Here is a 15,980-nt window from a genome sequence, read left to right on the forward strand (position 1 = left end):
TCGTTTACAATAAAAGTAATAGAGGAGGAGAAATAAATGGAAACCTATTATGCAGTGATTTTTACATCTCAAAGAACTAAACAGGATGGGGAGGGCTATGGCAAAATGGCTGACCTCATCGATGCCCTAGCACAGCAACAGCCTGGTTTTCTGCGTGTTGAAAGTGTCAGGAACGAGGAAGGAAAAGGCATTACGGTGTCCTATTGGGAATCGCTAGAGGCTATTCAAGCATGGAAAGATAATGCCAAACATTTAACCGCACAACACTTGGGACAAGATAAATGGTACGCGAACTATAAGGTGGAAATTTGCCAAATGATAAAAGATTACTCTTTTGTGAAATAAAATGACGAGTGAGAAGGAGGTCTATTTTTTATGACAATTGCTGAGGAATGGCATGAGCTAAGACAAAAATTTCATCCTTCAGATCCGATAACGATTAATCAGATGCATGTTTTCAAAGAGCGATTAAAGCAGGAGCAGCAAACGGAAGAAACGTTAAGGCTACTAGTAGAAGTCTATTGCTTGCTTAGGATGTACCTAGAGGCTTATCAGCTTTTTACGACCATTATGAATAAAGCTGATAAAAAAGATCGAAAAAAATATGGTGTTCTGCAAACCTACATAAATCAACCAAATTTGGTGAATCCTCTGCTACCACGAAAAATAAACGACCAACAGCCAACTCAAACAATCATTCCAACCTTTAAATATGTTCCTAAACCGCTTGAGGCGAAAATTTTTGAAACAGGTGAAATCGTTGTCTGTGATTGCTGTCAACAGCAAGTGGATGTCTATTACACAGGAGGTATTTACGCTATTGAGGATGTAGATTATCTTTGTCCTTCTTGCATCCACAGTGGAGAGGCTGCCCAAAAATATGATGGCTCTTTCCAGCAAGATTTAATGGATGATGAACAGGTTACTAACCCTGCCTTTGTACAAGAAATTCTCTATCGAACGCCCGGCTACGTAAGCTGGCAGGGCAATAATTGGGTAGCTCATTGTTCGGACTATTGTGCGTTTATCGGCTATGTTGACTGGAGTGATATAGTGGAGCTAGGTATTGAGGATCAATTTGATAATTATACAGGCTTTTCGAAAGAGGAGCTTTCAGCATCGTTAATGAACAATGGTCATCATCAAGGCTATTTATTTCAGTGCTTGGAATGTGACCGTTATGTGCTCTATTCAGATTTTAGTTAATCGCTGTTAGAGGAGGTAGAGAGGTGGAACAATTTCTTCAACGATATATGTATTCATGGCGTTTGAATGGCTGGCTGATGCATGATATTTTTTTATGTATCGTGTTGGGATTAGGATTTTTACTGTTATTGTTTATCGTCATTAAACGTAAAAGCCTTGTTATTTCTAGCATTTTACTAGTTGTATTTATAGTGGTTAGCAATCTAGTCATGATTGTTTTTGGCTTAGCGGGGAGAAGCTTTCCTATAAAATCTGATTCGCCCATTTATACAGATGATTCACAACACATCGCTGTCCAAATGGTGCAGGGCTCTGAAAATAATGGAACATCGAATGGCATTACGCATTTGCTTGCTCATTATCTCATTGTGGCTGTGAATTTAGAGACAGGTGAAAAGCAATGGACAAAATCAGCTTCCCATAAAGATACATTGATTGGGAATTTTATGGGTGGTCTTCTTGTTCATCATCGTGATGATGAGTTTGGTCAATTGTCACTGTTAGATATAGCAACAGGAAAGGAAATACTTTCTGAACAAGAATTTCGTCAGCAATATCAGCCATTAATAGATAAATTAAGTAATGGTGCACATCAGATGGTTATTTTACAAAATAATTTATATTTGGAGGGTGTCGATGGCAAATTCTATCACTTTGATGGTGAAACTTTAAGTGAGAACCCAAAAGCTCAAGATTTCCTAACAGCTCGTTTCTTCATTGAGACAGGGTTGCCTGGATATTTTGCCACACACCCACAGTCTGTAGAGGACTATCAGGTAATTCAAGATTTTAGTCAGGCTGTTCTAACAGAGCCTGCCATTCAAGCCTACCAAAATTTAGAACCTAAAGTGATTGATGTGGATATCGCAAAAAAAACAGCTCTCGTGTCTTATCGTCAAACACAGCGGGAAAGTGCTGACCATATGGTTTTGTTTTATGATATGAATAATCATCAAGTATTGTGGGAAGAAAATATAGGTGTTATCAATCCTGACCAACAACAACCTGGTATACGTACATTAGAGGAGACCTATGTTATTCAAGCAGGTGACAGATTATTAGTATTGGATAAAGAAACGAAAAATAGGAATGTTCAATATCATCTGCGGTGGAATCGACCTATTGATTAGTGGCGAATGCCAATGCTTATCCTTTTGACAACAAGTTAAAACCATCTATTTGAAAAAACTGTTCATTTTTCGATTCTGTAAAAAAGGAGTATAATTTAATAGGAAGAAACTCTATGTAAAAGGATGACGTACAAACATGAATGAGCAATTAGTGGATTGGATTATACGCTTTCAAAGGGATAAAGATATTGAAGCACTCGCCCATTTAAAAGACTATTGTTATGAGATGATTGAGCCTTTGATTGAGGAATTTACTATGAAATATGGTGAAGAGGCAGGGGAGCTCCTGCATTTAAAATGGGATAAACGGTTTTATTTTATTTTTACGAAATATCAGGTCAATGTTGGACTACCTTTAGATACCTTCGTTCAAAATACGTACCGTTTTTATTTCATGCAAGTGTTAAAAAAGGCAGGCTATTTGTGACAGAAAAATCCCTTGATTTGTGTAAAAGCAAATCAAGGGATTTTTGTTTTATTGGTAAAGCAAATCTTCTGCTAGGTTAGTAAATATCTCACCGATAATCGTTTCTTCCTCATATACTGATGAGCCTGTATTTTCTTCAGGTTGAGCAAAAGGAACATGGGCGATTACTTGTGTTTGCAGTAAATCTGCTAACTGATCGGCTCCACCTTGTCCAAACAGATAGTTTTTTTGACCATCTGCTCCTTCAAAATAAGCCATGTTTTCAACAACACCAAGAATAGTATGTTTCGTATGTTGAGCCATCAAGCCTGCACGGGATGCGACGTGAGAAGCAGCAAGATGTGGTGTTGTTACAATGATTTCCTGTGCCTGAGGAATCATGGCTGCCATATCAATGGCCACATCGCCTGTCCCTGGTGGTAAATCTATCAGAAGATAGTCCAAGTCTCCCCATAATGTGTTGACAAGGAAATTACGAATCCATTTGTTGAGCATGGGGCCACGCCACATAACAGGCTGGTTGTCATTGGTAAAAAAGCCCATCGACATTAATTTAACCCCATGACTTTCTACTGGAATAGCTGTTTGGTCAAGCATAGTAGGTTTTTGGTCAATATTCATCATAGCAGGAATACTAAAGCCATAGATATCCGCATCAAGTATTCCTACCCGTTTGCCGAGACGGGCAAGGGCGACTGCTAAATTAATGGTCACAGTCGATTTCCCAACACCGCCTTTACCACTTGTGATGGCAATGAATTGCACACCAGAATTAAGCAGTAGCATATTCGGCATTCCTTGCTCTGTCACATTTTTCGCTTGTAGAGACGCAGTTAATGTGCGACGTTCCTGATCTGTCATAGCCCCAAAGGTAATGGCAACACTGGAGGCACCAATCGCTTGTAATGCTTTTTCCACATCATGCTGGATCTTCGCTTTTAAAGGACAACCTGGAATGGTTAAAATAATATCCAGCGATAGATGGGTGCCGTTTATTTGAATATTACGCACCATATTCAATTTGACGATACTCTGATGAAGCTCTGGATCTTCTACTTGTTGTAATGCGTTGATAACATCTTCTTTTACTAACATGTCGGAACCACCTTATTCTTTTAAGCCTTTGCCAAGTCCCTTTAAGAAATGGACTCCAAAATTGAGCGCACGATTGACATCTGGATCATTTAACATTTTCATAAGCTTAAAGGCACTTACTTTTTCATTGGATTCAAGTGCTTTGCTCGCTTCATCTACACCTGAATTTAAGCCGTCAATTAGCTTAGTCGTTGTTTCTGGATTGAGCTCCGTCAATGCTCCTGCAACGCCCATTAAATTATTAATAATATTGGTTACAGGCTTACGAGTTAATTGTCCAAGTGCAATATGGGCCACATCCTCTTTCGCTTCTAGTAGCTTCATTGCTGCTTCTAGTGCACCTATATCATTCAATTCAGCCATAATACTAAACACTTGATTAACGGCTTCTTCATTATCAGAAAGCAGTTCTTTTAGATTGTCTAATTTTTGTTCCTTTAGTTGTTCTTCCGTCAATTGTTGTTTTTTAATGCTTGTAATAGGTACAGCCATGCTCTCACTCTCTTTCGTTAATAGTTGTTAAGTGAACGTAGCCAGGACGATTCCATTTCCGATGAACCTCAACACCATTTTGAGGATGACGCTTTTTATAGCGTGGGTTCGTACGAGGAAGTGGTGATTTTCCTTTTGCTTTTAGCACTTCAACTCGTACTTTTGTTTGTTTATAAGCTGGTGTTGATGTATTCACATCTGCTGCAGGGCCCGTTAAGAAGTTGATAGCTGAATCTTTATTAACGGAGTTCATCGGTAAAAATAATTCGTTTCCTTGCACGCGATCTGTGACAAGAGCATTTAGCTTTAATGCACCATAAGGAGATACTAAACGAAGTAAGGCTCCATCTGCAATACCTCGTTCCTTCGCCAGTTCCGGTGATACTTCAACGAAAATATCAGGTACTTTCGATTGAATACCTTTTGATTTATTTGTTAGATTTCCTTCATGGAAGTGTTCAAGCATACGACCATTATTAATAAGACAATCGTACTGTGCCTCATATTCCACAGGTTGCACCCAATCATTTAAAGCAAAACGAGCTTTTTTATCAGGGAAATTGAAACCATCTTCATATAGTAAAGGTGTATCTTTACCATCATGGCTACCCCAGCAGAAGCTACCCCAGCCTTCTAAGACATCATAGTTAGCTTGTGAGAAGAGGGGGGACAGGCTGGTCATTTCATCAAAGATGTCACTTGGATGATCATAATGCCAATCTGCTCCTAAACGACGAGCAACCGCTTGCAAGATTTCCCAATCTGCTTTCGATTCACCAAGTGTTGGTAATACTTGATAGAGGCGTTGAACACGACGTTCTGTATTCGTGAATGTACCTTCTTTTTCAAGGGAAGGCGCAGCAGGTAAAATCACATCTGCATATTGTGCTGTACGTGATAGGAAACAATCTTGGACAACAAAAAAGTCTAGTTGTGAAAGCACCTCATCTACATGGTTGGCATTACAATCAACAAGCGCCATATCTTCGCCCACTAAATACATGGCTTTCATTTTACCTTCCATAATCGCATCTAACATTTGCATATTAGTTCGACCTGGTTGCGACTGAATTGGGACACCGTAAGCTTTTTCGAATTTTGCACGCGCTGCCTCATCTGTTACCTTTTGATAACCTGGCAAGAGAGTTGGTAGTGTACCCATATCACAGGCACCTTGCACATTGTTATGACCACGAAGAGGGTAGGCACCCGCACCTGGACGACGATAGTTCCCAGTTGCTAAAAGTAAATTTGAAATCGCTGCGGATGTATAAGAGCCACCAGTATTTTGTGTTACACCCATGCCCCAAAGCACACATGTACCATCTGCATCACGAATCATTTCAGCCACTTCGATCAATGTTTCTTTACTAATACCCGTCATTTCTTGCGCATAATCAAGTGTATATGTTTCAAGTACTTGTTTAAAATCATCATAATGAAGGACGTTTTCTTGAATAAAGGCTTCATCGTGCCAACCTTGGTCAATGATATATTTGGTAACGGCCATTAACCAAACTTGGTCAGTACCTTGCTTCGGACGCATAAAGATGTCAGAACGCTCAGCCATTTCATGTTTACGAATATCCGCAACAATTAATTTCTGACCATGTAATTTATGTGCACGTTTCACACGTGTTGCTAAAACAGGGTGTCCTTCAGCCGGGTTAGCCCCAACAATGATGACAAGACCAGCCTTGGCAATATCTTTGATCGTACCCGCGTCACCACCTAAACCTACTGTACGTAATAAACCGTCAGTAGCAGGGGATTGACAATAACGGGAACAATTATCGACATCATTTGTTCCAAATAACTGACGTGCCATTTTTTGAATTAAGTAATTCTCTTCATTTGTAATTTTAGAAGATGAGATAAAGCCGACAGAACCAGGACCAAATTGCTGCTGAATACCACCAAGCTTTGTGGCAATTAAATCGAGTGCCTCATCCCATGATGATTCAACAAATTCATTATTTTTACGAATAAGAGGTTTAGTAATTCGTTCCTCAGAATTAACGAAGTCCCAACCAAATTTCCCTTTGACACAAGTAGAAATTGCGTTAACGGGACCTTCGGAAGGTTGTACTTTTAAAATTTTACGGTCTTTTGTCCAAACTTCGAATGAACAACCTACACCACAGAAAGTACATACTGTTTTTGTTTTTCTAGTACGTTTACTACGCATAGCTGCTTCCACTTCAGAAACGGCAAAAATACCGCTATAGCCCGGTTCAACTTCCTTAATTAAACTGATCATTGGATCTAACATATCCTGTTTCAGACCAGTCATAAATCCAGCCTCTCCAAGCATGGATTTTTCCATTAAGGCATTACATGGACAAACGGTTACACATTGACCGCAACTTACACAGGAAGAATCATTAATTGCTACGCCAGTATCCCATATGACGCGTGGTCTTTCGGCTTCCCAATCGAGGGATAATGTTTCATTCACCTGTAAATTTTGACAAACCTCTACACATTGACCACAAGCGATACATTGGTTAGGGTCATATCGATAAAACGGGTGTGACATGTCCACTTCATGAGGTTCCACTTTCGGTTGGTAAGGATATTTTTGATGCTCAATTTCCATCATTTCAGCCGTGTTGTGTAATGCACAATTTCCATTGTTATTATCACAAACTGTACAGTACAGTAAATGATTTTCGAGTAGACGATCCATCGCTTCTGTTTGTGCTGCTTTTGCTTTGTCAGAAGTTAATAAAACATTCATGCCGTCTACTGCCTTTGTGGAGCAGGAACGAACTAATTGACCGTTCACCTCCACGATACATGTATCACATGTTTCGATTGGATCAACAGCAGGCACATGACAGATCTGTGGATGCGGAATGTCATGCTGATTAATGGTATCAAGGATTGTAGCTCCTTCTTTTACATCATACGATACGCCATTAATATTAATTTGAGTCAAGATAACTTCCTCCTTTTGCACTTTGAGACTAATCGGACAACATGTTGCAGCTTAAGACAAAAAGGGAATAACAAATCGAGTTGGTTATTTTTGAAAAGATTGTCTTGTTATCATTGTAATTCCCAATTGTTCTTGAAGCTACCTCAAAATAGGCAAATTGCTAGATCATAACAAGTTATCCATGTCTCGGTTTTTAAAAAAATAAAAAATCCACCATGAAATAACATGTCCAAGACATGCTAATGATTCATGGTGGATAAAATTCTTAGCAGGCCTTGCTAAAAACTCAATCTACTTTTATTTTTTAATAACAATAGAATTTAAATATTAAAAACACTATGCAACATCGTGACATAGGGATCAAAATAAATCAATTCCATTTGTGATATGAATATTATAGCTCTTTCCTTCAAAATGAACAATATTTATCATAAAATTTATTAAATGAGAATTATTATCAAAAAGTATTTTCTCTTTTATTTTTTTAAAAGTTGCTATATCATTAACAAACTGTAAGGGTGACCCTCATAACCATTTACCTAAAAAAGTTTAATTACGATGGGAGAATCGTTGCTATGTCTAAAAAAATACACGAATTTAATGACATGATTCGAAAGTTACGCAAGGAAGTATTTGGTAAAGGACCTGAACGTATTCATACCGTTTTTGTCGAGAATATGGCTGTATCTACTTTATACGGTAATATCACACCGACAGAAAAATTTATTGCCAGTACACCAGAAGGGTTAAAAATGGTGCATGCTGCAAGGACGAGTATGATTCAGGATTTATATACGCAATCACCACCAGAGGGTATGGAAGAATTGATGGGTAGCAAACTACTCCACCTATTTTCAGATATTAAAATTGAAGAGGATTTTGCGATTTCCGTCTTTGTTTTTGAAAAGAATATCAGTGAATAAAGGGGATGCCTTATGGAGCGAGCAATAACAAGGAAAATTGTGCGAGTTGAAGGACAGCAAGTGAAAGAAATGGATGATTTAATCGTCTCAGAATACGCGGTGACCGTAAAAATTAATCAGCAAGAATTTGTCACGATGGTATGTACACCAGAGTATGTAGAAGATATGGTCATCGGCTATTTAGCTTCTGAACGAGTGATTCGTAGCTTTGAGGATATTGAGGAAATTTGGCACCAAGAAAAAGAAGGCTTTGTGCATATTAAAACAAAGCATGTCAATCCTTATTATCAGCAGACGCAAAACAAACGCTATATTACCTCTTGCTGTGGGATGAGTCGACAAGGATTTGTTTTTACGAATGATGCATTAGCAGCAAAAAAAATGGAAGACGTTCAGGTGCAAATGTCGACTGAGGATTGCTTCCGTTTAATGCATGCGATGCAGGATGGTGCCGACATTTTTAAGAAAACGGGTGGTGTGCATAATGCTGCACTATGTGATGTCAATGGCATTGTGTTAAGTCGTATGGATATTGGACGCCACAATGCTTTAGATAAAATTTACGGCTATTGCTTACGCAATAACATCCGTATGCAAGATAAAATAATTGTTTTTAGCGGACGAATATCGTCGGAGATTTTACTCAAAGTCTCCAAAATAGGCTGTGCCATTGTGCTGTCTAAATCAGCTCCAACTGAATTAGCCTTGCAATTGGCTGAGCAGCTTGGCATTACGACGGTAGGCTTTATCCGACAGCATTCATTGAATATTTATACACATCCACACCGCATCCTATTACCAGCTCAGAATGTACTGAAAGAAGGAGATTAAATGACGAATCTACAAGACCAATTACACAGACCGTTAAGAGATTTAAGAATATCCGTAACAGATCGCTGTAATTTTCGTTGCCGCTATTGTATGCCAGCTGAGGTATTTGGTCCAGATTATGCATTTTTACCGTCTGATAAAATATTAAATTTTGATGAGATAGAACGATTAGTAAAAATCTTTGTTTCATTAGGCGTGAAAAAGGTGCGAATTACGGGCGGCGAGCCATTGCTACGTCGTGATTTGCCCGAATTAATTGCCCGTATTCACCATATAGAGGGTGTAGAAGATATTGCTTTAACAACCAATGGCTCTTTATTAAAAAAATATGCACAGCCATTGGCACAAGCAGGCTTATCTCGAGTCTCAGTTAGTCTAGATTCACTTGATGAAGAACGTTTTTTCGAGATGAATGGTCATCGGGGCAAGGTATTGCCGGTGTTAGAGGGAATTGAAAAGGCAGCAGAAGCGGGTTTACAAGTAAAAATTAATATGGTTGTTCAAAAAGGCAAGAATGACCAAGACATTGTTACAATGGCTCAATTTTTTAAAGAAAAACAGCATATTTTACGCTTTATTGAATATATGGATGTAGGGAATTCGAACGGTTGGCGTTTAGATGATGTGGTGTCCAAAAAAGATATCATTGAGCATATCCATCAGTTTTCTCCATTACAGCCAGTGGCTCCAAATTACAGGGGGGAAGTGGCAACGCGCTTTCAATATCAAGATGCACAAGGTGAGGTTGGTGTGATTTCGTCTGTGACAGATTCTTTCTGCTCCAATTGCTCCCGTGCTCGTCTCTCAGCAGAAGGATCATTATACACTTGTTTATTTGCAACTGAAGGCACTGATTTAAGAGAGCTGTTACGATCAGGGCAAGATGATGCAGCCATCATCAAATGTATTACGAACGTTTGGGAAACAAGAAATGATCGTTATTCAGATGAACGCAATGAACAAACAATGGCAAAAAGGAAAAATTCAAAAATTGAAATGTCTCACATTGGGGGGTAGTGTGTAAAAAAACAGAAAAAATCGGCAAAACGATGCCGAATTTTTCTGTTTATTTATGCACAAAGGTGCCACTTTTTCCACCTGTTTTTTCAACAAGATAGGTTTCTTTAATGACCATTGTTTTATCAACGGCTTTGCACATATCATAAAAAGTTAAGGCAGCAATCGACACAGCAGTAAGGGCTTCCATTTCAACACCAGTTTTCCCACTACATTTGACAGTGGCTTGAATATGGAGCTCATAGCCATTCTCCGCCTTTTCATAGTCAAACTGGAAATCTGTGCCCTGTAGCATGATAGGGTGGCACATAGGAATGATATCGGCCGTTTTTTTAGCACCCATAATCCCTGCAATTTGAGCAACTTGCGTCGGATCACCTTTTTTAATGCCACCTTGTTGGATGGCTTCATAGACTGCATCCGATAAAATAATCGTACTGCGAGCAATAGCTGTACGTGTCGTGATTTCTTTTGCAGATATATCGACCATTTTAGGACGACCTTCTTCGTTCCAATGTGTAAAATTATTCATCGTTAAACTCCTTTTTAGTCGTTTGTGACCAATCTTGTTGTGCGTTGATATTGACAAATGTTGGGCTATTGTCATCAAAAGGAACGTAGCAAACACGAATTTGCTCTAACAGCACTTTCATACTTCGCTTGTTTTGTTCCGTTAATTGCTTTGCCCTTGGTAAAGCTGTACGTCGATATAATGCCGCCAATGGTTGATCCCGTAGCGCTTGCGTAGGAACAATAGCATCATAGGCGTCATCAATCAGCCCTACTATTTTTTTGATAAAATTGGCATTCATATAAGGCATATCGCTCGCTACGACAAAAAACCATTCCACATCAGGGTAGGCTGTCATGATAGAATGCAAAGCAAAAAGTGGGCCTTGATGTGGCTGCTTTTCGATGATCCATTGGACGTTTTCCTGCCCAAATTGATGTTGTAAGTGCGCGTTCGTAGCAATAATGATAGGATCTAGCCGATTTTTTTGCAAGGCTGTGAGACTATGTTTATATAAAGGCTGCCCAGCAAACAGCTCAAACATTTTAGGCTGACCATAGCGAGAGGATTGACCACCAGCTAATACAACTCCAGCAATTTTCATAGGCGATTCAACTCACCGACAAAATGTTGGACAGTAGGAAGAATGAGCTTCATCATAGCCAATGTCACCGCATTTGTAGAACCTGGTAAAACATAAATAGCGGTTTGCTGACGGCTTCCAGCAGTGGCTCGACTAAACATTGCTTTTGGGCCAATTTCTTCATAGCTGAGAGTTCGAAATAATTCACCAAACCCCATCATTTCTTTTTCAAAAAGAGGCAGAATGGTGTCGTAGGTTTGGTCTCTTGGTGTAAATCCTGTTCCACCCGTGACGATAATGGTATTGATTGTGTGATCACTGCACCATTTCTTGATATGATTGGCAATATCCAGTGGTTCATCCTTTGTTAGCTGGTAGTCGACTACTTCAAATGTAGCTTCTTGAAGTAAGGATTGAATGCGCTGACCAGCATGATCATCTGCTTTAGTGCGTGTATCACTGACCGTTAAAACAGCTACTTGGATTAGTTGCTGTTGATGTGTGGGATGCACAGTAAAAGACCTCCTTCAAACGTATTTTGCTGAAAAACATTGCTTTTATTATAATGCTATAAATGAAAAGGTCAAACGAAAATTCAAAGAAAGAAAGGCCTCATACTTATGCAAAATAGATATTCTAGACAACAATTATTTCATCCCATCGGACAAACAGGGCAGCAGTCCATTCAACAAAAACACGTCCTAATCATTGGTGTAGGTGCATTAGGGAGTGCTAACGCAGAAGCACTTGTGCGCGCTGGTATTGGCAAGCTGACCCTCATTGATCGTGATTACGTAGAGTGGAGTAATTTACAAAGACAGCAATTATATACAGAGCTAGATGCACAAGAAAAAATGCCAAAAGTCATCGCAGCTAAAACAAGACTTCACAGCATCAACTCAGAGATAGAAATCAATACTGCTATTATGGACGCTTGTACAGAGTCCTTGCTGCCATTATTAGAAGATGTCGATGTGATGGTCGATGCAACCGATAATTTTGATGTCCGTTTTCTCATGAATGACCTTGCACAAAAGTCTCGTATTCCCTGGGTATATGGTTCTTGCGTTGGTAGTTATGGTGCGACCTATACGATTGTACCAGGCAAAACACCATGTTTGCATTGCTTGTTACATGTCATGCCACATACAGGAATGACTTGTGATACGGTAGGTATTATTAGCCCAACAGTTCAAATCGTTGCAGCTTATCAAGTGGCAGAGGTTTTAAAATTGCTCGTTGGTGATGAGAAAGCCTTGCGAAAAAGCTATTTAACGTTTGATGTTTGGCAAAATCAACACTATGAAATCAATGTGGAAAAAATACGGCAAGCTGATTGTCCATCTTGTGGTAATCAACCAACATACCCTTATTTATCCTATGAAAATCAAACTAAATTACAGATACTTTGTGGACGAGACGCAGTACAAATACGCCCTCCGAAGCCAATTCACTATTCGTTTGAGCAGTTGGCAAATCAGCTTCGTCCCTATGGTGAAATTCAGGTAAATCCTTATTTGCTTTCCTGCCAAGCTGACGATTACCGAATTGTGATTTTCCAGGATGGGCGCGTAGTGATACATGGTATACAAAATATAGAAAAAGCGAAAAGCATTTATTATCGTTTATTAGGATAAAGGAGTGTGCCAAATGATAGAAAAAAGACAACCAATCCCTGTGGCAGAAGCGGTTCATCGTGTAATGGACTATGCCTTCCCAGCAAAAAAAGAGCTTGTACCATTAACACAGGCCCATGGACGTTTTATAGCAGAAGCTGTTCGAGCTGATCATGATGTGCCCGCATTTGATCGTTCTCCTTATGATGGTTACGCTATTCGCTCCATTGATAGTAAAGAAGCCTCCGCAGAACATCCAGTCCGCTTTCAGGTTGTGGGGGAAATTGGCGCAGGCTATGTCTATGACGAAGTAGTTGGTCATAGACAAGCTGTCCGCATTATGACAGGTGCGCCAATCCCACAAGGGTGTGATGCAGTAGTCATGCTAGAATTAACCCATACTTTCGAAGAAAATCAACAAATGTGTATGTCGATTAAACGGAATTTTGAAGCGGGGACCAACATTTCGTATAAAGGGGAAGATGTGCAGCAAGGCGCTGTTCTCATTGAAAAAGGTCAATATATTAATCCAGGGGTGATGGCCTTACTCGCTACTTTTGGTTATGAACAAGTACCTGTTTTTCGTAAAACAGTCATTGGTGTGATGGCCACTGGTAGCGAATTACTAGATCCCGGTGAACCTTTACAGCCAGGCAAAATTCGCAATAGTAATGCGTATATGATGATGGCTCAAATTGAGCGCGCTGGAGCAGAAGTTAAATATTTTGGCAAGTTTAGCGATGATCTTGAATTATGTATTGAGAATGTTGAAAAAGCTTTACAGGAAGTTGATATGTTAATTACAACGGGTGGCGTTTCCGTTGGGGATTACGATTACTTACCAGCCATTTATGAAGCGATAAATGCAAAGGTATTGTTTAACAAAGTGGCAATGCGCCCAGGTAGTGTGACTACAGTAGCTGCTCGAGAGGGACAATTATTATTTGGACTTTCTGGAAATCCTTCAGCTTGCTATGTTGGCTTTGAGCTTTTTGTACGTCCGATTATTCGCACTGCCTACAGTAATTCACAGCCCCATTTACGTAGAGAGCAAGCTATTTTAGGTAAGGATTTCACAAAGGCTAATCCATTTACACGCTTTGTAAGAGCACATGCTTATTATGAAAAAGGTCAGTTAGTGGCTGTGCCATCTGGTTTTGATAAGTCGAGTGCAGTTTCCTCTTTAGCATCAGCTAATGCGTTCATCGTCTTACCAGGTGGCTCGCGTGGCTATGAAAAAGGCATGTCAGTAACGGTCTTATTGTTAGAAGATTTGCAAGGAAGTGAGTGGCCTTGGGACAACATCGAAAAATCTTACAGATAGTTGGCTATCAAAATAGTGGTAAGACGACATTGATGGAGCAATTGATTAAGAGAGCGACAACGGAAGGGTTACGAGTAGGAACCATCAAGCATCATGGTCACGGTGGTGTGCCGATGATAGAAGCTTCGAAGGATAGTAGTAGACATGAGCTGGCAGGTGCGAGTGTCACAGCAGTGGAGGGGGAGGGTACTTTACGTATGAGTATTCAGCAAAATAGCTGGCAACTGTCTCAAATACTTGCACTTTATGCGTCCCTTCCAATGGATATCATTCTGGTTGAAGGGTATAAAAATGAACATTATCCGAAGGTTGTGCTCGTACGAACTGCACAGGATCAAGCTTTACTACAGCAAGTATCTCAGATCATTTGTGTGCTCTATTGGCCAAGTTATCCACTGGATTCCTCACTCACTGTCCCAGCCTTTTCGATACATGAAGAAGCGCAATATATGGAGTTTTTATGGAAGGAAATGAGGAGAGAATCATGACGACAGCGTTATTTGAAATTATCAATAAACCCATTGATGTAGAGGAAGTTAGACAAAAGGTTCTGAGTCGAAATGCTGGAGCCATTACACTGTTCATTGGCACCGTGCGTGAAATCACAAATGGTAAAAAAACATTGCACTTGGAATATCAAGCTTATCCTGCGATGGCCATTAAAATGTTTGAACAAATTGCGCAGGAAATACAAGAGCAGTGGCCAGAAGCGAAAGTAGCCATTACCCATCGTGTAGGTCATTTAGATATTGCTGATATTGCTGTAGTCATTGCCGTATCATCACCACATCGTAAAGTCGCTTACATGGCGAATGAGTATGCGATTGACCGTATTAAGCAAATTGTGCCAATATGGAAAAAAGAGCATTGGGAGGACGGTACGGAATGGATTGGCGATCAATTAGAAAATGTCCCCTATCCGCAAGGGGAACCAGGCATTCAGAAGGAGGAAAATCGTGATTAATATCTTATTATTTGCTCACTTGCAGGAAGCAGTTGGTGCGCCTAAGCTAACTGTAGAGCTGTCAGATGTGACAGTGGCTGAATTGAAAGAGTGGATGGAACAGCACTATCCACAGCTATCATTACAGCAAATGATGACAGCGATTAATGAGGAATTTGCAACGGATACAACGATCATTAAGTCTGGTGACACAATCGCTTTTATTCCACCTATCAGTGGGGGATGAGAAAAAGAGGTAGTTGGATTGAACCAACTACCTCTTTTATACTTTTAGAAGATGAATGCTAAGTAGCAAAAGGAAGGAAATAGCCATCATGCACAAAACCCATGTCCAGGCAAGGGTCATGTTACCCGCATCAATCGCCATATAAATAGCGAGTGGTGTTGTTTGTGTTTTCCCTGGAATATTCCCCGCAAACATTAAGGTAGCCCCAAATTCACCTAAAGCTCGAGTGAAGCTTAAAATCCCGCCAGACACGAGTGCCTTTAATGCAAGAGGAATTGATACAAAAAGAAAGACCTGCCGTTCATTAGCCCCATCCACACGTGCTGCATGTTCAATATCGCGATCAACAGAGGCAAAGCCTGTTTTAGCCGATTGATACATTAATGGAAAGGCAACAATGGTAGAAGCGATAACCGCCGCCCACCATGTGAACATGACGGGCTGATCGAATAGCCAAATAATAAAATTTCCTAATAGACTATTTTTCCCGAAAATGACGATGAGCAGGAAGCCTACTACAGTAGGAGGTAATACTAAGGGTAACAATAATACGGTTTCTAGTACTAGCTTGCCTTTAAAATGGTGGGTTGCCATCCATTTGCCCATGAAAATACCTGCTATGATCGCGATAATGCCTGCGACGAAGGCAATCTCAATGGAAAGTCTAAGTGGAGACCAGAAATCGGTACTCATT

General features: G+C 39.9%; 19 protein-coding genes. 12 read left to right on the plus strand and 7 right to left on the minus strand.

Annotation, left to right across the window (positions count from 1 at the left end; all coding sequences use genetic code 11):
• Positions 1 to 36: 36 nt before the first annotated feature.
• The 4 genes from MHI34_RS17170 (at position 37) to MHI34_RS17185 (ending at position 2,763) form a co-directional block, all read left to right on the plus strand.
• Entirely contained in the window at positions 37 to 345 is a 309-nt protein-coding gene (locus MHI34_RS17170; RefSeq protein ID WP_036126906.1) for an antibiotic biosynthesis monooxygenase, read from the plus strand.
• 30 nt (positions 346 to 375) lie between these two features.
• Positions 376 to 1,206: a CbrC family protein gene (locus MHI34_RS17175; RefSeq protein WP_342503695.1), complete on the plus strand. Its 831-nt coding sequence runs from the start codon at positions 376 to 378 to the stop codon at positions 1,204 to 1,206.
• Positions 1,207 to 1,229: 23 nt separating this feature from the next.
• Positions 1,230 to 2,336: a PA2928 family protein gene (locus tag MHI34_RS17180; protein ID WP_036126903.1), complete on the plus strand. Its 1,107-nt coding sequence runs from the start codon at positions 1,230 to 1,232 to the stop codon at positions 2,334 to 2,336.
• Positions 2,337 to 2,472: 136 nt separating this feature from the next.
• Positions 2,473 to 2,763: a hypothetical protein gene (locus MHI34_RS17185; protein ID WP_036126901.1), complete on the plus strand. Its 291-nt coding sequence runs from the start codon at positions 2,473 to 2,475 to the stop codon at positions 2,761 to 2,763.
• A 48-nt stretch (positions 2,764 to 2,811) separates the two neighbouring features.
• On the opposite strand, the gene MHI34_RS17190 is transcribed toward MHI34_RS17185, so the two are convergent.
• Genes MHI34_RS17190 through fdhF form a run of 3 tightly spaced genes read right to left on the minus strand, consistent with a single transcriptional unit; the run spans position 2,812 to position 7,291 of the window.
• The gene (locus MHI34_RS17190; RefSeq protein ID WP_058844572.1) at positions 2,812 to 3,858 is read right to left on the minus strand and encodes an Mrp/NBP35 family ATP-binding protein; all 1,047 of its coding nucleotides are present in this window, start codon (positions 3,856 to 3,858) and stop codon (positions 2,812 to 2,814) included.
• A 12-nt stretch (positions 3,859 to 3,870) separates the two neighbouring features.
• On the minus strand, positions 3,871 to 4,350 hold the full coding sequence (locus tag MHI34_RS17195; RefSeq protein WP_058844573.1) for a DUF1641 domain-containing protein: 480 nt from the start codon (positions 4,348 to 4,350) through the stop codon (positions 3,871 to 3,873).
• A gap of 4 nt (positions 4,351 to 4,354) precedes the next feature.
• Positions 4,355 to 7,291, minus strand: a complete 2,937-nt coding sequence (gene fdhF / locus MHI34_RS17200; RefSeq protein ID WP_036120653.1) for a formate dehydrogenase subunit alpha — start codon at positions 7,289 to 7,291, stop codon at positions 4,355 to 4,357.
• Between the two features lie 575 nt (positions 7,292 to 7,866).
• Between fdhF and MHI34_RS17205 the strand changes: the two genes are divergently transcribed.
• The 3 genes from MHI34_RS17205 to moaA are packed head-to-tail and all read left to right on the plus strand — an operon-like array spanning position 7,867 to position 10,062.
• Entirely contained in the window at positions 7,867 to 8,214 is a 348-nt protein-coding gene (locus MHI34_RS17205) for a DUF2294 domain-containing protein (protein ID WP_036120650.1), read from the plus strand.
• Positions 8,215 to 8,226: 12 nt separating this feature from the next.
• On the plus strand, positions 8,227 to 9,045 hold the full coding sequence (gene fdhD, locus MHI34_RS17210) for a formate dehydrogenase accessory sulfurtransferase FdhD (RefSeq protein ID WP_036120647.1): 819 nt from the start codon (positions 8,227 to 8,229) through the stop codon (positions 9,043 to 9,045).
• On the plus strand, positions 9,046 to 10,062 hold the full coding sequence (gene moaA / locus MHI34_RS17215; RefSeq protein WP_036120644.1) for a GTP 3',8-cyclase MoaA: 1,017 nt from the start codon (positions 9,046 to 9,048) through the stop codon (positions 10,060 to 10,062).
• A gap of 49 nt (positions 10,063 to 10,111) precedes the next feature.
• Here the strand turns inward: moaA and moaC are convergent, their stop codons facing one another.
• From moaC to MHI34_RS17230, 3 genes are read right to left on the minus strand one after another with little or no spacing between them, the layout of a single operon-like run.
• On the minus strand, positions 10,112 to 10,594 hold the full coding sequence (moaC, locus tag MHI34_RS17220; RefSeq protein WP_036120641.1) for a cyclic pyranopterin monophosphate synthase MoaC: 483 nt from the start codon (positions 10,592 to 10,594) through the stop codon (positions 10,112 to 10,114).
• Positions 10,587 to 11,177: a molybdenum cofactor guanylyltransferase gene (locus MHI34_RS17225; protein ID WP_036120637.1), complete on the minus strand. Its 591-nt coding sequence runs from the start codon at positions 11,175 to 11,177 to the stop codon at positions 10,587 to 10,589. The genes moaC and MHI34_RS17225 overlap by 8 nt, the downstream gene beginning before the upstream one ends.
• Entirely contained in the window at positions 11,174 to 11,668 is a 495-nt protein-coding gene (locus MHI34_RS17230; RefSeq protein WP_036120634.1) for a MogA/MoaB family molybdenum cofactor biosynthesis protein, read from the minus strand. The genes MHI34_RS17225 and MHI34_RS17230 overlap by 4 nt, the downstream gene beginning before the upstream one ends.
• Positions 11,669 to 11,776: 108 nt before the next feature.
• Here MHI34_RS17230 and MHI34_RS17235 point away from each other — a divergent pair, with 108 nt between their 5' ends.
• Genes MHI34_RS17235 through moaD form a run of 5 tightly spaced genes read left to right on the plus strand, consistent with a single transcriptional unit; the run spans position 11,777 to position 15,286 of the window.
• On the plus strand, positions 11,777 to 12,793 hold the full coding sequence (locus MHI34_RS17235) for a thiazole biosynthesis adenylyltransferase ThiF (RefSeq protein ID WP_342503696.1): 1,017 nt from the start codon (positions 11,777 to 11,779) through the stop codon (positions 12,791 to 12,793).
• Between the two features lie 16 nt (positions 12,794 to 12,809).
• Entirely contained in the window at positions 12,810 to 14,096 is a 1,287-nt protein-coding gene (glp, locus tag MHI34_RS17240) for a gephyrin-like molybdotransferase Glp (protein ID WP_304438528.1), read from the plus strand.
• On the plus strand, positions 14,066 to 14,584 hold the full coding sequence (gene mobB / locus MHI34_RS17245) for a molybdopterin-guanine dinucleotide biosynthesis protein B (protein ID WP_342503697.1): 519 nt from the start codon (positions 14,066 to 14,068) through the stop codon (positions 14,582 to 14,584). The genes glp and mobB overlap by 31 nt, the downstream gene beginning before the upstream one ends.
• Complete coding sequence (locus MHI34_RS17250; RefSeq protein WP_058844577.1) at positions 14,581 to 15,060, plus strand: molybdenum cofactor biosynthesis protein MoaE; 480 nt, start codon at positions 14,581 to 14,583, stop codon at positions 15,058 to 15,060. Before mobB ends, MHI34_RS17250 begins: the two co-directional genes overlap by 4 nt.
• Positions 15,053 to 15,286, plus strand: a complete 234-nt coding sequence (moaD, locus tag MHI34_RS17255) for a molybdopterin converting factor subunit 1 (protein ID WP_141903735.1) — start codon at positions 15,053 to 15,055, stop codon at positions 15,284 to 15,286. Before MHI34_RS17250 ends, moaD begins: the two co-directional genes overlap by 8 nt.
• A 36-nt stretch (positions 15,287 to 15,322) precedes the next feature.
• Here moaD and modB read toward each other — a convergent pair whose 3' ends face one another.
• Positions 15,323 to 15,979: a molybdate ABC transporter permease subunit gene (modB, locus tag MHI34_RS17260; protein WP_036120602.1), complete on the minus strand. Its 657-nt coding sequence runs from the start codon at positions 15,977 to 15,979 to the stop codon at positions 15,323 to 15,325.
• Position 15,980: the final 1 nt, after the last annotated feature.

This window comes from Lysinibacillus sp. FSL L8-0126 (genome assembly GCF_038630385.1).
Taxonomy (GTDB): Bacteria; Bacillota; Bacilli; order Bacillales_A; family Planococcaceae; genus Lysinibacillus; species Lysinibacillus fusiformis_D.

What these genes read in the sequence shown, in the direction of transcription:
- moaA (WP_036120644.1), top strand. Translation starts at nt 9,046, where the DNA reads ATGACGAATCTACAAGACCAATTACACAGACCGTTAAGAGATTTAAGA.
- moaC (WP_036120641.1), bottom strand. Translation starts at nt 10,594, where the DNA reads ATGAATAATTTTACACATTGGAACGAAGAAGGTCGTCCTAAAATGGTC.
- MHI34_RS17205 (WP_036120650.1), top strand. Translation starts at nt 7,867, where the DNA reads ATGTCTAAAAAAATACACGAATTTAATGACATGATTCGAAAGTTACGC.
- fdhD (WP_036120647.1), top strand. Translation starts at nt 8,227, where the DNA reads ATGGAGCGAGCAATAACAAGGAAAATTGTGCGAGTTGAAGGACAGCAA.
- MHI34_RS17195 (WP_058844573.1), bottom strand. Translation starts at nt 4,350, where the DNA reads ATGGCTGTACCTATTACAAGCATTAAAAAACAACAATTGACGGAAGAA.
- MHI34_RS17170 (WP_036126906.1), top strand. Translation starts at nt 37, where the DNA reads ATGGAAACCTATTATGCAGTGATTTTTACATCTCAAAGAACTAAACAG.
- MHI34_RS17235 (WP_342503696.1), top strand. Translation starts at nt 11,777, where the DNA reads ATGCAAAATAGATATTCTAGACAACAATTATTTCATCCCATCGGACAA.
- MHI34_RS17190 (WP_058844572.1), bottom strand. Translation starts at nt 3,858, where the DNA reads ATGTTAGTAAAAGAAGATGTTATCAACGCATTACAACAAGTAGAAGAT.
- MHI34_RS17225 (WP_036120637.1), bottom strand. Translation starts at nt 11,177, where the DNA reads ATGAAAATTGCTGGAGTTGTATTAGCTGGTGGTCAATCCTCTCGCTAT.
- modB (WP_036120602.1), bottom strand. Translation starts at nt 15,979, where the DNA reads ATGAGTACCGATTTCTGGTCTCCACTTAGACTTTCCATTGAGATTGCC.
- MHI34_RS17185 (WP_036126901.1), top strand. Translation starts at nt 2,473, where the DNA reads ATGAATGAGCAATTAGTGGATTGGATTATACGCTTTCAAAGGGATAAA.
- MHI34_RS17175 (WP_342503695.1), top strand. Translation starts at nt 376, where the DNA reads ATGACAATTGCTGAGGAATGGCATGAGCTAAGACAAAAATTTCATCCT.
- MHI34_RS17250 (WP_058844577.1), top strand. Translation starts at nt 14,581, where the DNA reads ATGACGACAGCGTTATTTGAAATTATCAATAAACCCATTGATGTAGAG.